Raw genomic sequence first — 17,712 nt, forward strand, 5'->3', positions numbered from 1 at the left:
GGTGGCGGGGCGTCCGAACGCCGCCGGCCGTGTTCGTCGTAGGCGGCTTTCCCTGACGGTTCCAGAATGAAGCCGCTCCTATCGATACGCAAGAAGAGCGGTTATCCCTCGGATTTTCTTTGCCCCGTGCAATCAGATCCGGGGTTTGTTGGCCTCGATGATCGCGATCGCACCGGTTGGCGTGCGAAACGTCTCAAGTTCGCGAACATCGCGAAAGCCGGCCTCTCTCATCAGCACCGGTAGCAATCCATCGGCGTTGGGTTGGGTGTCCTGGACGCCGTCGAGCTGCTGGATCGTCAGGCGGAACAGCAACCGCATGAGGCGGCTGCGCTGTTCCCCATAGTCCGCGACATAGAGTTTGCCGCCCGGCGCGAGCACCTGCCGGGCCTCGCGTAGCAGACGTGCCTTTTCCTCAAGCCCGACCTGATGAAGGACGAGGCAGATCGCAATCTTGGCAGGCGGGGGCCAGTCATCGATCGCCGAAGCCGCGAAAAAGCCAACTCGAAACTCCGGCGGTGGAACAATCTGCGCGGTCTTCGTTCGGGCAATTCGCGTCGCTGCCTCGTCGGGGTCGAAACCAAGATAGCGGACGTCCCGGCTATGGCGAGCGATCGCCAGCGCAAGATTTCCCGCACCCGAGCCGATATCGAGAATGACGTCACCCTCGCCGAGCGCCATATGGCGAACGAGACGGTCGCGCCACACGCGCTCGCGCGTTGTCACCGCGACGCCGAAATCATAAAAGGGCGTCAGGAAGTGATATCCTGCCGCTGGCGTGTAGGATCTTGCTACGGGTTTCGGGTCGGGCATGGCCGTCTCCTTTCGACGCTTTGGCTTGCCGCCGGATTGCGGCCGCAATCGCCGGTCTCGACGAGACGCTTAAGGGCAAACAGGCGCGGCAGTCTTGAATGTTTCGCCGGGGCGACGCGGTGCGAGGCGCATCCGGCTCAGGGCACGATTTCGAACGCGAAGGCACTAAGGCCGGCCGAAGGCGTCACGCCTAGCCATTGAGCGCAGCGGCGCGTGAAGTGCGACTGATCGGCGAAGCCTCCCGCCGCCGCGGCGTCGGCAAGACCTCCGCCGCCGACCAGCGTCCGCACGGCGCGTTGAAGCTGGAGCCATTGCAGCAATTTGGCCGGAGGCACGCCGAAGTCGCGGCTGACGATTTCGCGGAGGCGCGAGGGCGAAAGGCAGGCGACGTCGGCCAAGGCGCGCGCGGTCGACAAATCGTCAGGGGCCGCGAGCACTTCGGACAGGCGGGCATCCACCGGACGCGCCTGCGAGCGGTCGAGATAGTCGGACGCCCAGCGCTTCGCGTCCGCGCCGCTTGCGATGTCACCTAGTCCGGCTGTCTCTATCGGCGTCAACAGGACAGGCGCCGATCCGGCGGACAGCCGGGTGCCGGCACGAAAAAGCGGGTCGAGATAAAATGACCGCACGAGGGCGCCCGGCGGCCCGAGGCGGTGCCGGACATGCGACGCTATCGCAATGGCGTGTCCGGCGGGAACTATCAGGTCGGCATCACCGGAAATTTCGAGGTCGCGTTCGATGGCGAGGCTGATCTGGTGCGCCACATGGTTATGGGGACGGCTGCTCCCGATGCGCGCGTCAATGAGCGCCCAGCCGGTCCCGAGCATGATCGAACCCGACCAAGAGGCGGTGCTTGGGGTCAAACCGGATCGGCGGTGACGAAGGGTTCGAGCGTACCGAACCAGGCAACCAGCGCGAGTATGGCGAGCGCGGCCGACGCTTCGATGATGAGGCTTCTGCGCATGGCTGCAATCGCGAGGTCGGGGTCGGCGTCGACATTGTCGGTATCGGTCCCCGGGACGGCGGCCGCGAGCGCCGGGGTCAGCCGCCAGCGGTTCGCCGCCGCGAGCGCCAGCATCAGTCCGAACAGCGCAAGCTTGGCGAGAAGCAATTGTCCATAGGGCGAGCCGAGGGAACGGCCGAGATTCTCGGCGCCGACGATCATCTGGCTGTTGACGAGGCCGGTGGCGGCGATGACGAGGACGCAGATCGTACCGACGCGCGAGAATTGATCGAGGCTCCGCGCCGCAATTTGGAGTCCGCCCGGCCATTCGCGGACACGACGTGGTGAGATCAGGATCAGGAAGGCGCCGATCGCGCCGATCCAGACCGCCGCTGCAATCAGGTGCAAGATGTCGCTGATCCGGTGCACGGTGCCTGCGGCGCCTTCGGTCGCGCCGGCGTGGCCGGACCAGACCAGACTCGCGACGGCCACCGAGCCCGCGGCCGCGAGTACGGCGGCCGAAGTTGTCGGCCAGCGGACCATCCAGATCGCGACTCCCAGCGCGAGCAGCAGCGCTGCGCTCCGGTAGACCCAGGCTGTGCCGACCTCGGTCTCGCGAACAAGGTCCCAAAAAGGCTGGAGTTCCAGGGAGAGGAGCCCCACACCCTGCATCGAAGCCGCGAGCACGCCCATCCCCAAGATGGAGAGAAGCAGTCCGGCGGCGCAGAGCCATCGCTCTGCGCGCCAGATCGAGGCCATCATCGACTGCGGCGCAAGGCGTTCGCTCCGTGTCAGCGCAAAAAGCGGGAACGCAGCAAGGCCGGCGATGAGCATCAGGTCCGCATAAAGTGCGAACCTGATGCCGATCAGAACGGGGTCCCCCACCGTCTTTTACTTTACGGTGAAGCTGAATTCGCTGCCCATGCGGTGGGTATCAGCGCCCGCCGCCGACCATGTGACCTTGTAGGTTCCGGCTGTCAGCGGCCGCTTGAGCATCAGCATCGCCGACTTGCCCTCTTTGCCCATCATCGACGAGTAAGGCACCTTCATCGGGGCATGATTGGCCATGCCGGGCATGCCGGTCATGACCAGCTCGGTCTTGAGGGTCGAGGCGACGATCTTTTCGTTGAACTGAAGATTGACCGACGTGACCTTCGAAACGGTCGAATTGGCGGCGGGCGTCGAGCTGACGAGCTTGGTGTGCGCGCTTGCCGTGGCCGGCATGAGAAGCAGAGCGAAAGCCGCCGCTGCAGAGGGGAGAAGAGACTTGAACATGAACACCTCCAAATGCGTGTCTGTCCTGCTAATACGCAGGATATCGGCATGGCCCTCAAATATTCCGGAATAATATTCTGGTGTGAGGGGTGAGGCGCTTCGGCGCGTATGTACAATGATGGAAAGGTTTGAAGAGACGATCGATGGATAAGGAGCTTCGCATTTTGAACAGGATCGATCTGCCCGCAGCGCTCGATGCGCTCGATGATCGCATCATGGGCGCATTGGCGATCCGCCGGCGCGAAGCGGTAGCGATGCGCCGCCTGATGGCGCTCGCGGCCTTTGTCTCGCTCGGCGGCGGTGTCTTTGCGGGGAGTGCGATTTCCCAGCCGGCGGTCGCGGCAAGCCCCCTGACCCCATTCGGCCCGCCTAGCGCATTGGTGCCTTCCACCTTGCTGGATGTACAGTAGCGATGCCGTCGCGCCGTCTTCTTCTCTTGGGGCTCATTGCCTTCGCCGCGGCGATTGCCGGCGTGTTCATCGGCCGTCTGGTAGCCGATGCGCCCAAAGCCAGCGAAACCGAACTTCATGCGCTTCTCCACGGCCAACTCGACCTGACCCCGGAGCAGGAAAAGAAACTCGAGCGGATCGAAGCCGACTTCGCCGGTCGCCGCCAGGCGCTCGAACTCGAGATGCGCGCCGCCAATGTCCGGCTCGCGCAGGCGATCGAAGCCGAGCATGGCTATGGACCGCGCGTCACCGAGGCGATCGACGAGACGCATGAGGTGATGGGGACATTGCAGAAGGAAACGCTCCAGCATCTCTTCGCGATGCGCGGGGTTCTCAACCCCGATCAAGCGGAAATGTTCGACAAAAGCGTGGTCAAGGCGCTGACCGCCGATGCGCGGTGAGCGCCGACCTATCGCAATGTAGCGACCAGGATCTGGCGGCCTTTGCGCGCGCGCACCGCGAAGACGCCTATCGCGAGTTGCTGCGCCGTTACAAAACGGGCGTCTACCGGCTCATCGTAAAGCAGATCGGCGATGCCGACGAGGCGATGGATTTGACGCAGGAGACGTTCGTCTCCGGCTTTTCGGCGCTCGATCGCTATGATGGCGAACGCCCCTTCCGCACATGGATCGCCCGTATCGCGCTCAACAAATGTCGCGACTGGGCACGACGGCGAAAGGTGCGCGCCTTTTTCTCCCGCGCGCTCCCGCTCGAAAATGCGCATCACGTAGCAAGCGATGGTCCTGGGCCCGATTCCGCGGCGACCGACAGGCGAGAGCTCGCCAGGGTTCGCGGGGCGATCGATCAGCTGCCGCAGAATTTGCGCGAAGTGTTGCTCCTCCGCGGTGTCGACGAGGTCAGCCAGGCCGAAACAGCGGTCATTTTGCGGGTCAGCGAGAAAACAGTCGAAACGCGCCTCTATCGAGCGCGGACCAGGCTCCGGGAATTGCTCGCGGGAACATCTGCGAGCGCCGAGGGTTGAGGGTTCGACCGCTCGTTCAGGCGGCATCTCCTCATCGTCCGGCATTTTTATTGAGGGGCAGGCGTGCCGCCTGCGTATAGCTTTAGGAACAGTCAGTAACGGTCGGAAAGAATATGCAGATGGAAAGGCGTCGGTTCGTCAGTGGAGCTTTGGGTGGAGGGGCTGCTGCGGCGATGGCCGCATGGTTCCCGGCCTGGGCCCAGCCGGTGTCGTCCGGCATCACCGCGCCGCTTCCGACCGTATCCGGCAATGACATAACGCTGCGCATCGCGCGCCAGACGATGCGCATCGACGGCAAGGTCAGTCGCGCGATCGGGATCAACGGCACCGTGCCCGCGCCGCTCGTCCGGCTGAAGGAGGGACAAAACGCGCGCCTCACCGTCGTCAACGATCTCGACGAGGACAGCTCGATTCACTGGCACGGCCTGATCCTGCCGTTCCAGATGGACGGCGTGCCCGGCGTCAGCTTCCCCGGGATCAAGCCGCGCTCGAAGTTTGTCTATGAATTCCCGGTCGTTCAATCGGGGACCTATTGGTATCACAGCCATTCGGGGCTTCAGGAACAGCTCGGCCATTATGGCCCGATCGTCATCGATCCCGCGGGCGCCGACCCGATCGGCTACGACCGCGAGCATGTCGTCGTCCTGTCCGACCACAGTCAATTGTCGCCCGAGGCGATCTTCCGCAAGCTCAAGGTCAATCCCGGCCATTTCAACATGCAGCGCCAGACGCTGGCGGGCCTGCTTGCCGGCAAGGATCAACCGCTCAAGGAGCGGATCGATTGGGGCAAGATGCGGATGGACCCGACCGACGTCGCCGACGTCAATGGTTCGACCTACACCTTCCTCGTCAACGGCCATGGTCCGCGCGACAACTGGACCGCGCTCTTCAGCCCCGGCGAGCGGGTACGCCTGCGCATCGTCAATGCGTCGGCGATGACGATCTTCAACGTCCGTATCCCGGGCCTCAGGATGACCGTCGTCCAGGCTGATGGGCTCAATGTCGTGCCGACCGAAATCGACGAGTTCCAGATCGCGGTCGCCGAAACCTATGACGTCATCGTGACCCCGGTCGAGGACCGTGCTTATACGCTCGTTGCCGAGGCCAATGACCGCTCGGGCATGGGACGCGCGACGCTCGCACCGCGCGCTGGCATGGTCGCCGAGGTGCCGCCGCTCCGCGAACGGCCGCTCGCGACCATGAAGGACATGGGCATGGGCGACATGTCGGGCGGCGCGATGGCGGGTATGGACCATTCGGGCGGCGATATGGGCGCCATGCCCATGCCGGCGAGCGACCCTTCTTGTCCTCCCGAACATGCCAAGATGGGCCATTGTACGCCAGCGGGGGAAAGCGGCGCGATGGCGGGCATGGATCATGGATCTGGCGGAGGCATGCAGCACAGCATGCGCGACTTCAGTGTCGCGCCGCAGGTCAAGCGCGATCCCAGCGTTCAGACGATCTCGCCGATGCCGATGGATCGCATGGGCGAGCCGGGGCAGGGACTGGAGAATGTCGGGCACAAGGTGCTGACCTACCATGACCTTGTCGCGCTCGAGCGCAACCCCGATACCCGCGCCGCCTCGCGCTCGCTCGACATCCATCTGACCGGCAATATGGAACGCTTCATGTGGTCGTTCGACGGCATCAAGATGTCCGACTATCACGAGCCCATCCCCTTCATCGAGGGAGAGCGCGTGCGGATCAACCTCATCAACGATTCGATGATGAGCCACCCAATCCATCTGCATGGCCATTTCTTCGAACTGGTCACGGGGAAAGGCGATCATGCGCCGCGCAAGCATACGGTGCTCGTCCAGCCGGGCGGGATCGCGAGCTTCGACTTCACCGCCGACGCGCTCGGTGACTGGGCGTTCCACTGCCACCTTCTCTATCACATGCATGCCGGAATGATGCGCGTCGTGAGCGTCCGTCCGAAGGGAGACGGCGAATGACCCGGGTCGCGCTCCTCCTTGCCGGCATCGCACCCTTTGCGGTCGCCGTTCCGGCTGCTGCGCAGTCGATGGACCATTCGATGCACGGTTCGAAGCCTGCTTCGAAACCCGCTCCCGCGCCGGCGACTGAGCCGCCAGTTGAAGCGCCGATGGACCATGGCAACATGCAGGGCATGGACATGGCGCCTGAAGCTTCGACCTGTCCACCGGAACATGCCGCGATGGGTCATTGCACGGCTGGCGACAAGGCTTCCGAGAAGCTGGCTGCCGATATGGGCGCGATGGAGCCCGACACTGCGGCGCCTTCCGATGCCGACTGTCCCCCCGAACATGCCAAAATGGGCCACTGCACCCCGCAAGCCGGCCCCGCCGATACGACGTCCCCGCAGCCGGGGATGGAAAATATGCCGGGAATGGAGGCGATGCCGGGAATGGAAGCGATGCCTGGGATGGGCAGCGCGAGCGGAACGGACTTGCCGCCCGGCGATGCTACCGCTCCGGCGCCCCCCGGCGACTGGTATGCCGACCGCATCTACCCGAAAGCCGAAATGGAACATTCGCGGCATGACATGATGAAGGAAAATGGGGGGCAGACTGTCGGGTTCATCAGCTTCAACCTCGCGGAATATCAGGCGCGCAAGGGCCGTGACGGCTTTCGATGGGACGGTGAGGCCTGGTATGGTGGCGATATCAACCGGCTGACGCTGAAGAGCGAAGGCGAGGCCGTTTTCGGCGAAGGGATCGAGGGTGCCGAGGTTCAGGCGCTCTACAGCCGAACGATCGGACCCTATTTCAATGCGCAGGCAGGTATCAGACAAGATCTTGGGCCTGGCCCCGATCGCACCTATGCAACGGTCGGCTTCGAGGGTCTTGCTCCCTATTGGTTCGAGGTCGAGGGCGCGCTTTTCCTCTCCAACAAGGGGGATTTGCTCGGCCGTCTCGAAGGATATTACGACCAGCGTATCACGCAGAAACTGATTTTGCAGCCGAGGGCGGAGCTGAATTTCGCCCTGCAGGATGTTCCTGAAACCGGCGTCGGCTCGGGCCTGTCCGACGTCGAGCTGGGTCTTCGCCTGCGCTACGAGATCGTGAAGGAGTTCGCACCCTATTTGGGCGTCGAGTGGGCGCGAAAGCTCGGCGATACTGCGCGCTTCGCGCGCGCGGCCGGTGAGGATCCGGGTGGCGTCAGCTTTGTGATGGGCGTGCGCACCTGGTTCTAGAAGTATCGAGGAGTGGCAACACGTCGAGGAGATATGCCGTGAAACCAGCCTATCGCAGCCTTGCGCTGCAGACCATTGTCAGTGGCATCATCATGTATCTGGTGATGTTCGTGATGATCGACCGCCTCTCGAGCTTCTACAACAACCTCAACATGTTCTATATGACGCTGATGATGGTGTCGCCGATGGTCGTCATCATGATCGTCGCAATGCCGGGCATGTTTTCGTCCAAGCGCTTCAACACACTGTTGCTGCTCGGATCGGCTGTCGCCTTCTTCGGGAGCTTCGCGCTCATCCGGACCCAGACGACGATCGGCGACACCGCCTTTTTGCGCTCAATGATCCCGCATCATTCGGGAGCGATCCTGATGTGCGAGCAGGCTTCGCTCAAGGATCCAGAAATTCGCGAACTGTGCCGCGGCATCGTCGCGGGACAGGCGGCCGAAATCGAACAGATGAAATCCATCCTCGCGAGGAAATGATATGACAAGTCCCATGACGCGCCGCAATCTTCTCGGCTTGGTGGTGGCCGGCTCGGGCATGGCGCTGGCGGCCTGTAACGCTTCGCCGGGATCCGTGCCGATCGGCGAGACGGAGGCCGCTCGTGAACCCCGTGCCGATGCTGCAAGCGCCAAGCGGATGCTCGTCTATCGCGATCCCGAATGCGGATGCTGCGAGGCCTGGGCCGATATCGCGCGCAAGGCGGGGTATGAGGTGACCGTCGAAAACCGGTCGGACATGACCGAGGTCAAGGCGCGTCACCACGTTCCCGAGCAGCTCGCCTCGTGCCACACGGCGGTCGTCGGCGACTATGCGATCGAAGGTCATGTGCCGATGCAGCATGTCGCGCAGCTGCTCCGGGACCGGCCCCGCGACATTTATGGGATCGCAGTTCCGGGCATGCCGCGCGGCTCGCCGGGTATGGAGATGCCCGATGGAAGCGCGGATGGATTCGAAGTCATTGCCTTTGGCCCGGATGGCAAGTCGATGGTGTTCGGCGCCTGATCGGCGACACGCTTTGCGACGAAGCAAGGGCTTGCGAGCCGGGAGAGAGGGACGCGGGCGCGATATATAACTTAATGGAATGACCCTCTCGTTTGTGGCGATGAGTCGTGATTATTTCTGGCCATGACCCAAGCGCAGCGATAGCCCGCTGAGGAAGCCGAGAGCTTTCGCAAATGGAGGGGACCCATGAGAAAATTTTTTCGCACGAGTGGCTCGATCGCCGCTGTCCTGGCCGCCTCGTCGGCCATGGCCGCCTTCGCGCAAGAGAATGGCGAGGAGGCATCGAAGCCGGGTGCATCGCAGGGCGAGATCATCGTGACCGGTACGCGGCGGAACGACCTAAAGGCTGCGGACTCGGCTCAGCCGATCGATATCATTACCGGCGCAGAACTGCTCGAAAAGGGCACGGCCGACATGAACGACCTCCTTCGCACCGAGGTTCCATCGCTCAACGTCCAGCGTCTCGTCAGCAATGACGGGGCCGTCTTCACCCGGCCCTTCTCGCTTCGCGGTCTGCCGCCGGACCAGACGCTGGTGCTCGTGAACGGCAAGCGGCGCCATCGCGGCGCGACGGTCCAGTTCACCAATGTTCCCTATATCCGGGGATCGCAGGGACCCGATCTTTCGGCGATCCCGTCGATCGCGATCGGCCAGCTCGAGGTGCTGCGCGACGGCGCGTCGGCGCTCTACGGATCGGATGCCATCGCCGGCGTGCTCAATTTCGGGCTGCGCCGTGACCGCGAGGGGGGCTTGCTGATCGCCCGCTACGGTCAATTCTACAAGGGCGACGGCGAGGATGTCCTCATCCAGGGCAATGTCGGGCTTCCCTTCACCGATGCCGGTTTCGTCAACATCAGCGGCGAATATGTAAACGCGAATACGACGTCGCGCGGCGTTCAGCGCCCCGACGCGCAGGCGCTCATCGATGCGGGCGTCGAGGGCGTCCCGGTCCCGGCGCAGCGCTGGGGTAATCCCGAGTCCGAAGCGGCCCGCATCTTCGTCAATGCCGGTATCGACCTGTCGGACGAGATGGAATTCTATACCTTCGGCAATTACAGCTGGAGCCGTGGGACGACGGCCTTCTTCTACCGCCATCCCGACACGAGCTTCATTTCTACCTCGATCCCGCTCACCAGCACTCCGGGGGGGCAACGCTTCAGCTTTCGCCAGCTCTATCCGGGCGGTTTTACGCCGGAATTCGGGGCCACGGTCACCGATGCCGCGCTCGCTGCCGGCCTCAAGGGCGAATTCTCGTCGGGCCTGACTTATGATCTCAGCGCCTCTTATGGGCAGAACCATGCGTCCTACCGGATCGACAACACGGTCAATCCGTCGCTTGGGCTAAGCTCGCCGACGTCGTTCAAGCCGGGGCAACTCGAACAGCGCGAGCTCGCCTTCAACCTCGATCTCACCTACCCGATTGCCATCGGCACCGCCGATCCGCTGACCCTCGCCGGCGGCCTCGAATATCGGCGCGAGACATATGAGATTACCGCGGGCGATATCGCGTCGTGGCAGGTCGGCCCCTTCGCCTCGGTCGTCGACCCCGATACCGGGAACAGAGTGGGGCTCCCCGTCGGCTCAAACGGATTTCCCGGATTCAGCCCGATACAGGCCGGCGAGTTCGCGCGCCGCAACTGGGCCGCCTACACGTCGCTTGAAGGCAATCTCACAGAGGCGCTGCAATTCGGCCTCGCCGGTCGATACGAGAATTATTCGGATTTCGGCTCGAAGTTCACCTGGAAGGTGAACGCACGATATGATTTTTCCGACCTGTTCGCGGTTCGCGGCTCGGTCAATACCGGCTTTCGCGCCCCCACGCCCGGCCAGTCGAATGCCTCGCAGGTCCAGACCAATATCGACTCGGTCACGGGCGCGCCGCTGACGGCGGGCATCATCGCCCCCAATAATCCGGTGGCGCAATTCTTCGGGGCGACGCCGCTCCGGCCGGAAAAATCCTTCAACCTGGCGGGCGGCATCGTCGTGAAGCCGTCCAATCGCGTCACCTTCACGCTCGATTATTTCAACATCAAGGTCGAAGACCGGATCGCGGTATCGGGCAATTTCAACCTCACGCCGGCGCAGCGGGCGCAGCTTGCGGCGCTCGGCATTCCGGGCGGGGATTCCTTCCAGCAGGTGAGCTTCTTTACCAACTCCTTCGACAGCCGCACCCAGGGGGTCGACGCCGTACTGACCGTCGGCTTCGACCTCGGCGCAGGCAAGGCAACACTGGGCCTCAACGGCAATTATACGAAGACAGACGTCATCAAGGCTTCGCCGGTGATCACCGCCGACCGCGAGCGACTGCTCGAACTCGAAGGCTTCGTCCCCAAGTGGAAAGGCAACGCCTCCTTCAGCTATGAAGGCGAGCGCTTCGGCTTCCTCACGCGCGCGAACTATTATGGCAAATGGACCGACTATGGCGCGACCCCGGCGGCCGACCAGACCGGCGGCGCCGAACTGCTGGTCGATCTCGAGCTTTCCTACCGGGTCAACGACATGCTCAAACTCGCGGTCGGCGGCGAGAATATCTTCGACAACTACCCCGACCGCGAGGCGCGCCAATCGCAGATCAACAACGGGATCCAGTATCTCCGCTTTGCGCCGACGGGGTTCAACGGCGGCTTCTGGTACGTCCGCGCGACCGCTTCCTTCTGATCGGTGGCGCTGGGCGGGCGTGCGACGACTTTCGTCTTCAGCCGGCTTCGGCGCCGAACATCGCGTCGCGGTGGGCTTCGAGCATCGCGATGAAGGCGGCCGCAACTTGCGACATCGGCCGCAGCATCGGCGTGAAGAGCATATATTCGAAATGAACCTCCGGCGCGAAATCACGGACCGTAAGCCCCCGCTCAGCATAATCCGCGGCGGTTACGGGGTTGAGGATCGAACATCCGACGCCCTGCATGACCAGCGCGCAGATCGTCATTGCATATTGGGTTTCGATGACCATTTCGCGGTGGACGCCCGCGTCCTCGAAAATGCGGTCGATGCGGTGGCGCACGCCGTCTTCGAGCGCGAGCGAGATGAAGGGCTCGCCCTCGAGGTCCGCCGGCCGGATGACGTCCTTTGCGGCGAGGCGGTGCCCGGCGGGAAGGACGCAGGCACCGGGGCAGCGCAGAAAGCGCTCCATCCGGATGCCAGGCAACTCGCGCGCCGGCGTCGCCAGCCCGATGTCGAACTGCTGGTTCGCCATCCATTGCCGCACCGTGGACGAACTGCGTGTCTGCAGCTGAATGGTGACGCCGGGATGCGTCTCGCGAAACGCCGCGATCACGCGTGGCAGGAAGCTGACGGCAAGGGCGGGGAGCGCTGCGATCCGCAAGGTTCCGGTCGCCATGTTGCGGATGTCCTCGGCCACCCGCTTCAGCGCGGCGATGCCGGAAAAGCTACGCTCGACCTCGTAAAAAAAGGCATCGGCCTCGGGGGTCACGGTGAGCGCGCTGCCGCGCGAGCGCAGGAAGAGCTGAAAGCCGAGTTGATGCTCGAGATCGGCGAGCATCTTGCTCACCGCGGGCTGCGACAGGTTGAGCGACTGCGCGGCCTGGGTAACCGATCCCGAGACCATCACCGCCCGGAATGCTTCGAGGTGACGCAGGTTCATCGCACATCGCTCCTTATAGCTATTCTTTATGGCATTAGCATTGAAAGCTTCCATTATGAATAGGTCGCGCGCGCCGCGCTCTCTGCTTTCTGCCCTACTCGCCGCGGGCGCCCTGCTACTGGGCGGCTGCGGCGGCAAGCCTGCGGGCTCTGGCGAACATGAGGTCGCCGCTGCGGCGAAAGGTTCGACCCTCGCGCGAATCCGGGCGCGGGGAACGCTCAATTGTGCCGTCCACACGGGACAGCTCGGCATGTCCTATCTCGACCAGCGCGGACGCTGGCAGGGGTTCTTCGTCGATTACTGCCGGGCGCTCGCCGCCGCCGTTCTGGGCGATGCGCGCAAGGTCCGCTTCATGCCGGTTGCCTCGAACAAGCGCTTCACGATCGTGCAGACGGGCGAAGCCGACGTCCTGTCGCGGACGACCACATGGACGCTGACGCGCGACACCGATCTCGGGGTGAATTTCGTCGGCATCATGTATTATGACGGGCAGAGCTTCCTTGTGCCGAAACGCTCGGGCGTGCGGCTTCCGGCGGATCTCGACGGCGCGTCGATCTGTATCACCAAGGGGACGACATCCGAACTCAACACCGCCGAATATTTCGAGCGCAAGGGGCTCCGCTTCCAATCGGTCGTCTTCGAGAATCCCGAGGAAGCGAAACTCGCCTTCTTCGCGGGGCGATGCGACGCGATGACCACCGATGCCTTCACGCTGACGGTGATCCGCCTCGCCGATACGGCAACGCCGGGCGATTATGTCGTGCTGCCCGAACGGCTCACCAAGGAACCGGTCGGGCCTGTCGTGCGCAGCGACGACGAGCAATGGTTCGAGATCAACAAATGGGTCCTGAACGCGCTGTTCGCCGCCGAGGAAATGGGAGTCACCCGGGAGAATGCGGCGCGGATGCGTTCAACCTCCCCCGATCCCGAGGTCCGCAAGATGCTGGGCGGCCTGCCGGGATTCGGCAAGTCGCTCGGCCTCGACGATGACTGGGCGTATCGGGCGATCCGGGAGACGGGCAATTATGGCGAAATCTTCGACCGCCACATCACCCCGCTCGGTGTCGAACGCGGGCAGAACAGGCTATACCGGGACGGCGGGCTGATCTTCCCGTTGCCGATGCGATGACCCCCGTTCGGCGACGATCTGCCATCGCCGCGCTGCCCTGGCTGCTTTTGGCGGGAGGGCTGGCGGCAAGCTACGCCTTGTTCATGACACTCACCGACAATCTCGCCGACCGGAATATCCGGACGGGGTTCGGTTTCCTGTTCGACCGGGCGGGCTTTGCGATCGGCGAAACGCTGATCGCATACGCGCCGGGCGACTCCTATGCCGCTGCGTTGTCGGTGGGGCTGCTCAACACGCTCCTGATCTCGGCGCTCGGCATCATTTTCTCGACCCTGTTCGGCCTCGCAATCTGTATGGCGCGCCTGTCGTCCAACTGGCCGTTTGCGAAGCTTTCCGGCCTCTATATCGAACTGGTCCGCAACATCCCGCTGCTGCTCCAGATGTTCGTCTGGTACGCCATATTGCTGTTCGGGTTGCCGGGTCCCGCCGCAGGATCCGTCGGTGCGTTCGATCTCGACAATCGGGGGTTGCATCTCCCCGCACTTGTGCTCTCCGATCCCGGCAGGCTCGCCTTGCTGACCGCGATCATCGCGGTGGCGATCCTCTTCGGCGCCGTCGGGCGCCAGCGCGTTCGGGTGCGCACCGCGCTGGCGCTGGCTGGCATCGCCTCGCTTTCGTTCATCCTGTGGGGCGGGGTCGATCTGCCGCGGGCGGGGCGTTTCGGAACGGTCGGCGGCCTCTCGCTCTCGACCGAATTTCTGACGCTGGTTGCCGGGCTTTCGGTCTACGCTTCGGCCTATCTGGCCGAGATATTCCGCGGCGCCATTCTCGCGGTGCCCGCCGGGCAGCGCGAGGCGGCGAGGGCGCTCGGCCTGTCGCCCGCGCAGACGATGGGACGGATCGTCCTTCCGCAAGCCTTGCGCGTCGCGATACCGCCGATGACGAGCTGGCATCTCAATACGATCAAGAACAGCTCGCTGGGGGTGGCGATCGGATATCCCGAATTTGTTTCGGTCGTCGATACCGTCATCAGCCAGACGGGGCAGGCCATCGAGGGCGTCGGTCTGATTGTGGCGACCTTCCTCCTACTTTCGCTTTCCTTGTCCTTCGTCACCGGCCGCTATGCCCGCCGTCTGGGCTGGAGTGTCGCCGGACAGCCGGGCCGGAGTGCCGAGGCACCCCGTCTTGAACCCTTCCCCTTGCGCCGGATGGCCGACTGGCCCGCATGGATGCGGCGCAATCTGTTCGGGGGCGGAGGGCAGTCTGTCCTGACGCTCGCCATTTTTGTTCTGGCGGCTCTGGCCATCGGCAAGGGGCTGTCGTGGCTGTTGCTCGATGCGACCTTCGCCGGCGGGGCGATCGAATGCCGGTTGGCCAGCGGCGCGTGCTGGCCCTTCCTGCGGGAAAATGCGCGGCTCATCCTGTTCGGCACCTATCCCGAAGCCGAGCAGTGGCGCGCCGCCGCAGCAGCGGCGGTACTGCTGCTGTCCCTCGCGCTGTCCTTCGTCCCGCGCTTTTGGGGCCGTCGCCTCGGGCTGGTCTGGGTCGGCGCTATTCTGGTCGCTGTGCTCTTGTTGCGAGGCGGGTTCGCGGGGCTCGTGCATGTGCCCATGGAAAAATGGAGCGGCCTTCCGGTCACGCTTCTGCTCGCCAGCATCGCGGTGGTCGGCGCATTTCCGCTGGCGATTGTCCTCGCATTCGGTCGCAGGTCGTCGCGGCGCACGCTTCGCTGGGCGAGCACCGCCTTCATCGAGCTCGTTCGCGGAACCCCGCTGATCGGCGTGCTGTTTCTCGCCGCGGTGATGTTCCCGCTGTTCGTTCCCGCCTATCTTTCGATCGACAGCCTGCCGCGTGTCCAGATCGCGCTCCTCTTCTTCACCGCCGCCTATATGGCCGAGGTCATCCGGGGCGGCCTGCTCGCGGTATCGGCCGGGCAGGGCGAGGCCGCGCAGGCGCTCGGCCTGAGCAAATGGCAGGCGCGGCGGCACGTCCTGTTGCCGCAGGCGCTCAAGGTCAGCGTGCCGGGTCTGGTCAACACCTCGATCAGCGAGGTGAAGAATACCACCCTCGTCCTGATCGTCGGCGTCTTCGATGTGTTGCAGACGACGCGCCTTTCCTACGTCGAGGCGCAATGGCGACCCTATTTCGCCGAAGCCTATCTTTTCACCGGGACCATCTTCTTCCTCCTCTGCTTCTCCCTGTCCCGGCTCAGCATGAAGATCGAACGGAAATTATCCTATGCATGAACAAGACCCAGCATCGCCCCGCGAGCGGGCTGAACCCGCCGGGGGCGCCTGGCAGGATCCAACCCGCGCCGTTCACGCCGGCCCGCGCGCGAGCGATCAGCGGGGTCTCATCAATCCTCCCGTCGATCGCGCCTCGACGATCATCTACGACAGCGTCGAAGCCTATATGGATCGCCACCGGGGGCTTTATGACGAGGTCATCTACGGCCTGTATGGCACGCGCACGACCTTTGCGCTCGCTGAGGCCGTCGCCGAGCTCGAGGCCGGCTATGCGACGGTCATCACCTCCTCGGGAACAAGCGCGATCGCGCTCACCCTCACGGCGTTTGCGGGCGCGGGCGATCATCTGCTCGTCGCCGACTGCGTCTATGGGCCGACCCGAAAATTCCTGACCGATGTGCTCGCGCGTTTCGGGGTCGAGGTCGAATATTTCCGGCCCGATATCGGCGCGGAGATAGCTGACCTGTGCCGCAGCAACACCCGCCTCATCTATATGGAGACCCCGGGCTCGCAGACATTCGACATGATCGACGTGCCGGCGATCGCGGCGGTCGCGCGCGGCCGTGGCATTTTGACGGCGGTCGACAACACCTGGGCGACGCCGCTCTTCTTCAAGCCGCTGGCTCATGGCGTCGATGTCTCGCTCGCGTCGGCGACCAAATATCTCTCGGGGCACTCCGATTGCCTGCTCGGCACGATGACCGCGGGCAGCGAGGCCATCTATCGCCACCTCAAGGATGCGGCGGCGCGCTGGGGCAATTGCGCGAGCCCCGACAATTGCTATCTGGTCCACCGGGGCATCCGGACGCTCGACGCGCGTCTCGAGCGCCACCAGCGCACCGCGTCGACCCTGATCGACTGGTTTCTGTGTCAGCCCGAGGTGGTCGCGGTTCGCTATCCGGCTCACCCCGCCGATCCGGGCCACGCGATCTGGAAGCGGGACTTTGCGGGGGCGTCGGGATTGTTCGGCGTCCAGCTCGATCGTCTCTCCCCGCCGGAGACCAGCGCATTCTTCAACAAGTTCTCGCTATTCCAGCTTGGGTCGAGCTGGGGCGGTTTCGAAAGCCTTGCGGTCCCCGCGTGGCCGGCGCCGATCCGCGACTTTCCGAATGGCGAGGCCGAAGGTGCGCTGATTCGTATTCATGCAGGGCTGGAGGCGCCCGACGATCTAATCGCCGATCTCGATGCGGCCTTCGGGCGGGTGCGGATGATGCGGAGCGGAAAGCGGGCGTCATGACGGACGCTTCGATTCCGGCGGCTGTCAGTCTGCGGCAGCTCGAAAAATATTACGGCGGCTATCACGCGCTTCGTTCGATCGACCTCGATATCGCGCCGCGCCAACGCGTTGTGATTTGCGGTCCCTCGGGCTCCGGTAAGTCGACCCTGATCCGCTGCATGAACATGCTCGAAGCGCCGGACGCCGGAGAGGTGCTGATAGAGGGCGTCAGGATAAACCGGGTGTCCCGCGATGCTGCCGCGGCGCTCCGTGCGGTCGGCATGGTTTTTCAGCAGTTTAATCTGTTTCCGCACAAGACGGTGCTCGAAAATTGCACCCTCGCGCCCGTCCTCGTCGGCGGCGTCGCGGTCGAGGATGCCGAGGCGCGGGCCATGTCCTATCTGGACAAGGTCCGGATCGCAGATCAGGCGAGCAAATATCCCGGGCAGCTTTCGGGCGGGCAGCAGCAGCGAGTAGCCATCGCGCGTGCGCTGGCGATGGAACCCCGGATTCTCCTCTTCGACGAACCGACATCGGCGCTCGATCCCGAGATGATCAAGGAGGTGCTCGATGTGATGACAGCGCTGGCCGGCGAGGGGCGGACGATGGTGTGCGTGACGCACGAGATGGGATTCGCGCGCGAGGCAGCCGATCGCATTCTTTTCATGGACCAGGGGCAAATTGTCGAGGACGCGAGGCCGTCCGACTTTTTTGCGGCTCCCAAAAGCGAACGCGCACAGACATTCCTTGAACAGATACTTTCGCACTGAGCAGTCGCTTGTGAGCGGCCCCGAATGGCTTCGATCTGCGTCCCCTGTCATTTCATGAGCAAGTCGAAGGGGAAGGCGGTCGGCTCCTTGCGCGAATGGGCCGGACCCTGCAAAAAAATTTCAAAATCGATGAGGGGTGAGGCGTCGGCATGCGTATTAGACAAGTATGAT

17 protein-coding genes are annotated in these 17,712 nt (G+C 63.8%); 12 read left to right on the plus strand and 5 right to left on the minus strand.

Annotated features, from left to right (window positions below; genetic code table 11):
- Positions 1–132 precede the first annotated feature (132 nt).
- From MU856_RS18380 to copC, 4 genes are all read right to left on the minus strand, one after another.
- The gene (locus MU856_RS18380) at positions 133–810 is read right to left on the minus strand and encodes a class I SAM-dependent methyltransferase (protein ID WP_186401290.1); all 678 of its coding nucleotides are present in this window, start codon (positions 808–810) and stop codon (positions 133–135) included.
- A gap of 137 nt (positions 811–947) precedes the next feature.
- Positions 948–1,637 carry a helix-turn-helix domain-containing protein gene (locus MU856_RS18385; RefSeq protein ID WP_003046411.1) on the minus strand — a complete coding sequence of 230 codons (690 nt, stop codon included), beginning with the start codon at positions 1,635–1,637 and terminating at the stop codon, positions 948–950.
- A gap of 32 nt (positions 1,638–1,669) precedes the next feature.
- Positions 1,670–2,638, minus strand: coding sequence for a copper homeostasis membrane protein CopD (gene copD, locus MU856_RS18390; protein ID WP_003046408.1), 969 nt, complete (start codon positions 2,636–2,638; stop codon positions 1,670–1,672).
- A gap of 6 nt (positions 2,639–2,644) precedes the next feature.
- Positions 2,645–3,028: a copper homeostasis periplasmic binding protein CopC gene (copC, locus tag MU856_RS18395; RefSeq protein WP_011542702.1), complete on the minus strand. Its 384-nt coding sequence runs from the start codon at positions 3,026–3,028 to the stop codon at positions 2,645–2,647.
- Between the two features lie 164 nt (positions 3,029–3,192).
- On the opposite strand from copC, the gene MU856_RS18400 reads away from it, so the two are divergent.
- From MU856_RS18400 to MU856_RS18435, 8 genes are all read left to right on the plus strand, one after another.
- On the plus strand, positions 3,193–3,438 hold the full coding sequence (locus tag MU856_RS18400; RefSeq protein ID WP_137870392.1) for a hypothetical protein: 246 nt from the start codon (positions 3,193–3,195) through the stop codon (positions 3,436–3,438).
- A 2-nt stretch (positions 3,439–3,440) separates the two neighbouring features.
- Positions 3,441–3,878 (plus strand): periplasmic heavy metal sensor, encoded by a 438-nt coding sequence (locus MU856_RS18405; protein ID WP_003046401.1) that lies wholly within the window; start codon positions 3,441–3,443, stop codon positions 3,876–3,878.
- Positions 3,875–4,459 (plus strand): RNA polymerase sigma factor, encoded by a 585-nt coding sequence (locus MU856_RS18410; protein WP_003046398.1) that lies wholly within the window; start codon positions 3,875–3,877, stop codon positions 4,457–4,459. The genes MU856_RS18405 and MU856_RS18410 overlap by 4 nt, the downstream gene beginning before the upstream one ends.
- Before the next feature lie 119 nt (positions 4,460–4,578).
- Complete coding sequence (locus MU856_RS18415; RefSeq protein ID WP_371830021.1) at positions 4,579–6,414, plus strand: copper resistance system multicopper oxidase; 1,836 nt, start codon at positions 4,579–4,581, stop codon at positions 6,412–6,414.
- Complete coding sequence (locus MU856_RS18420; protein ID WP_186401288.1) at positions 6,411–7,634, plus strand: copper resistance protein B; 1,224 nt, start codon at positions 6,411–6,413, stop codon at positions 7,632–7,634. The genes MU856_RS18415 and MU856_RS18420 overlap by 4 nt, the downstream gene beginning before the upstream one ends.
- Before the next feature lie 92 nt (positions 7,635–7,726).
- A complete protein-coding gene (locus tag MU856_RS18425) occupies positions 7,727–8,116 on the plus strand; it encodes a DUF305 domain-containing protein (RefSeq protein WP_260833915.1) in 390 nt (129 codons plus the stop codon).
- Position 8,117: 1 nt separating this feature from the next.
- Positions 8,118–8,639, plus strand: coding sequence for a DUF411 domain-containing protein (locus tag MU856_RS18430; protein ID WP_186401286.1), 522 nt, complete (start codon positions 8,118–8,120; stop codon positions 8,637–8,639).
- 186 nt (positions 8,640–8,825) lie between these two features.
- Complete coding sequence (locus MU856_RS18435; RefSeq protein WP_186401285.1) at positions 8,826–11,297, plus strand: TonB-dependent receptor plug domain-containing protein; 2,472 nt, start codon at positions 8,826–8,828, stop codon at positions 11,295–11,297.
- A 37-nt stretch (positions 11,298–11,334) separates the two neighbouring features.
- Here MU856_RS18435 and MU856_RS18440 read toward each other — a convergent pair whose 3' ends face one another.
- Entirely contained in the window at positions 11,335–12,240 is a 906-nt protein-coding gene (locus tag MU856_RS18440; protein WP_186401284.1) for a LysR substrate-binding domain-containing protein, read from the minus strand.
- A gap of 55 nt (positions 12,241–12,295) precedes the next feature.
- Between MU856_RS18440 and MU856_RS18445 the strand changes: the two genes are divergently transcribed.
- The 4 genes from MU856_RS18445 (at position 12,296) to MU856_RS18460 (ending at position 17,541) form a co-directional block, all read left to right on the plus strand.
- Positions 12,296–13,369 (plus strand): amino acid ABC transporter substrate-binding protein, encoded by a 1,074-nt coding sequence (locus MU856_RS18445; protein ID WP_260833893.1) that lies wholly within the window; start codon positions 12,296–12,298, stop codon positions 13,367–13,369.
- An 83-nt stretch (positions 13,370–13,452) separates the two neighbouring features.
- Positions 13,453–15,555, plus strand: a complete 2,103-nt coding sequence (locus tag MU856_RS18450) for an ABC transporter permease subunit (RefSeq protein WP_260833892.1) — start codon at positions 13,453–13,455, stop codon at positions 15,553–15,555.
- Positions 15,548–16,792 carry a cystathionine beta-lyase gene (gene metC / locus MU856_RS18455; protein WP_003046361.1) on the plus strand — a complete coding sequence of 415 codons (1,245 nt, stop codon included), beginning with the start codon at positions 15,548–15,550 and terminating at the stop codon, positions 16,790–16,792. The genes MU856_RS18450 and metC overlap by 8 nt, the downstream gene beginning before the upstream one ends.
- Positions 16,789–17,541 (plus strand): amino acid ABC transporter ATP-binding protein, encoded by a 753-nt coding sequence (locus MU856_RS18460; RefSeq protein WP_003046358.1) that lies wholly within the window; start codon positions 16,789–16,791, stop codon positions 17,539–17,541. The genes metC and MU856_RS18460 overlap by 4 nt, the downstream gene beginning before the upstream one ends.
- Positions 17,542–17,712: the final 171 nt, after the last annotated feature.

This window comes from Sphingopyxis sp. GC21, assembly GCF_025727575.1.
GTDB lineage: Bacteria > Pseudomonadota > Alphaproteobacteria > Sphingomonadales > Sphingomonadaceae > Sphingopyxis > Sphingopyxis terrae_A.

Coding starts and splice junctions, on each gene's coding strand:
- MU856_RS18380 (WP_186401290.1), bottom strand. CDS start 810: ATGCCCGACCCGAAACCCGTAGCAAGATCCTACACGCCAGCGGCAGGA.
- MU856_RS18385 (WP_003046411.1), bottom strand. CDS start 1,637: ATGCTCGGGACCGGCTGGGCGCTCATTGACGCGCGCATCGGGAGCAGC.
- copC (WP_011542702.1), bottom strand. CDS start 3,028: ATGTTCAAGTCTCTTCTCCCCTCTGCAGCGGCGGCTTTCGCTCTGCTT.
- MU856_RS18405 (WP_003046401.1), top strand. CDS start 3,441: ATGCCGTCGCGCCGTCTTCTTCTCTTGGGGCTCATTGCCTTCGCCGCG.
- MU856_RS18415 (WP_371830021.1), top strand. CDS start 4,579: ATGGAAAGGCGTCGGTTCGTCAGTGGAGCTTTGGGTGGAGGGGCTGCT.
- MU856_RS18420 (WP_186401288.1), top strand. CDS start 6,411: ATGACCCGGGTCGCGCTCCTCCTTGCCGGCATCGCACCCTTTGCGGTC.
- MU856_RS18425 (WP_260833915.1), top strand. CDS start 7,727: ATGTATCTGGTGATGTTCGTGATGATCGACCGCCTCTCGAGCTTCTAC.
- MU856_RS18430 (WP_186401286.1), top strand. CDS start 8,118: ATGACAAGTCCCATGACGCGCCGCAATCTTCTCGGCTTGGTGGTGGCC.
- MU856_RS18435 (WP_186401285.1), top strand. CDS start 8,826: ATGAGAAAATTTTTTCGCACGAGTGGCTCGATCGCCGCTGTCCTGGCC.
- MU856_RS18440 (WP_186401284.1), bottom strand. CDS start 12,240: ATGAACCTGCGTCACCTCGAAGCATTCCGGGCGGTGATGGTCTCGGGA.
- MU856_RS18445 (WP_260833893.1), top strand. CDS start 12,296: ATGAATAGGTCGCGCGCGCCGCGCTCTCTGCTTTCTGCCCTACTCGCC.
- MU856_RS18450 (WP_260833892.1), top strand. CDS start 13,453: ATGACACTCACCGACAATCTCGCCGACCGGAATATCCGGACGGGGTTC.
- metC (WP_003046361.1), top strand. CDS start 15,548: ATGCATGAACAAGACCCAGCATCGCCCCGCGAGCGGGCTGAACCCGCC.
- MU856_RS18460 (WP_003046358.1), top strand. CDS start 16,789: ATGACGGACGCTTCGATTCCGGCGGCTGTCAGTCTGCGGCAGCTCGAA.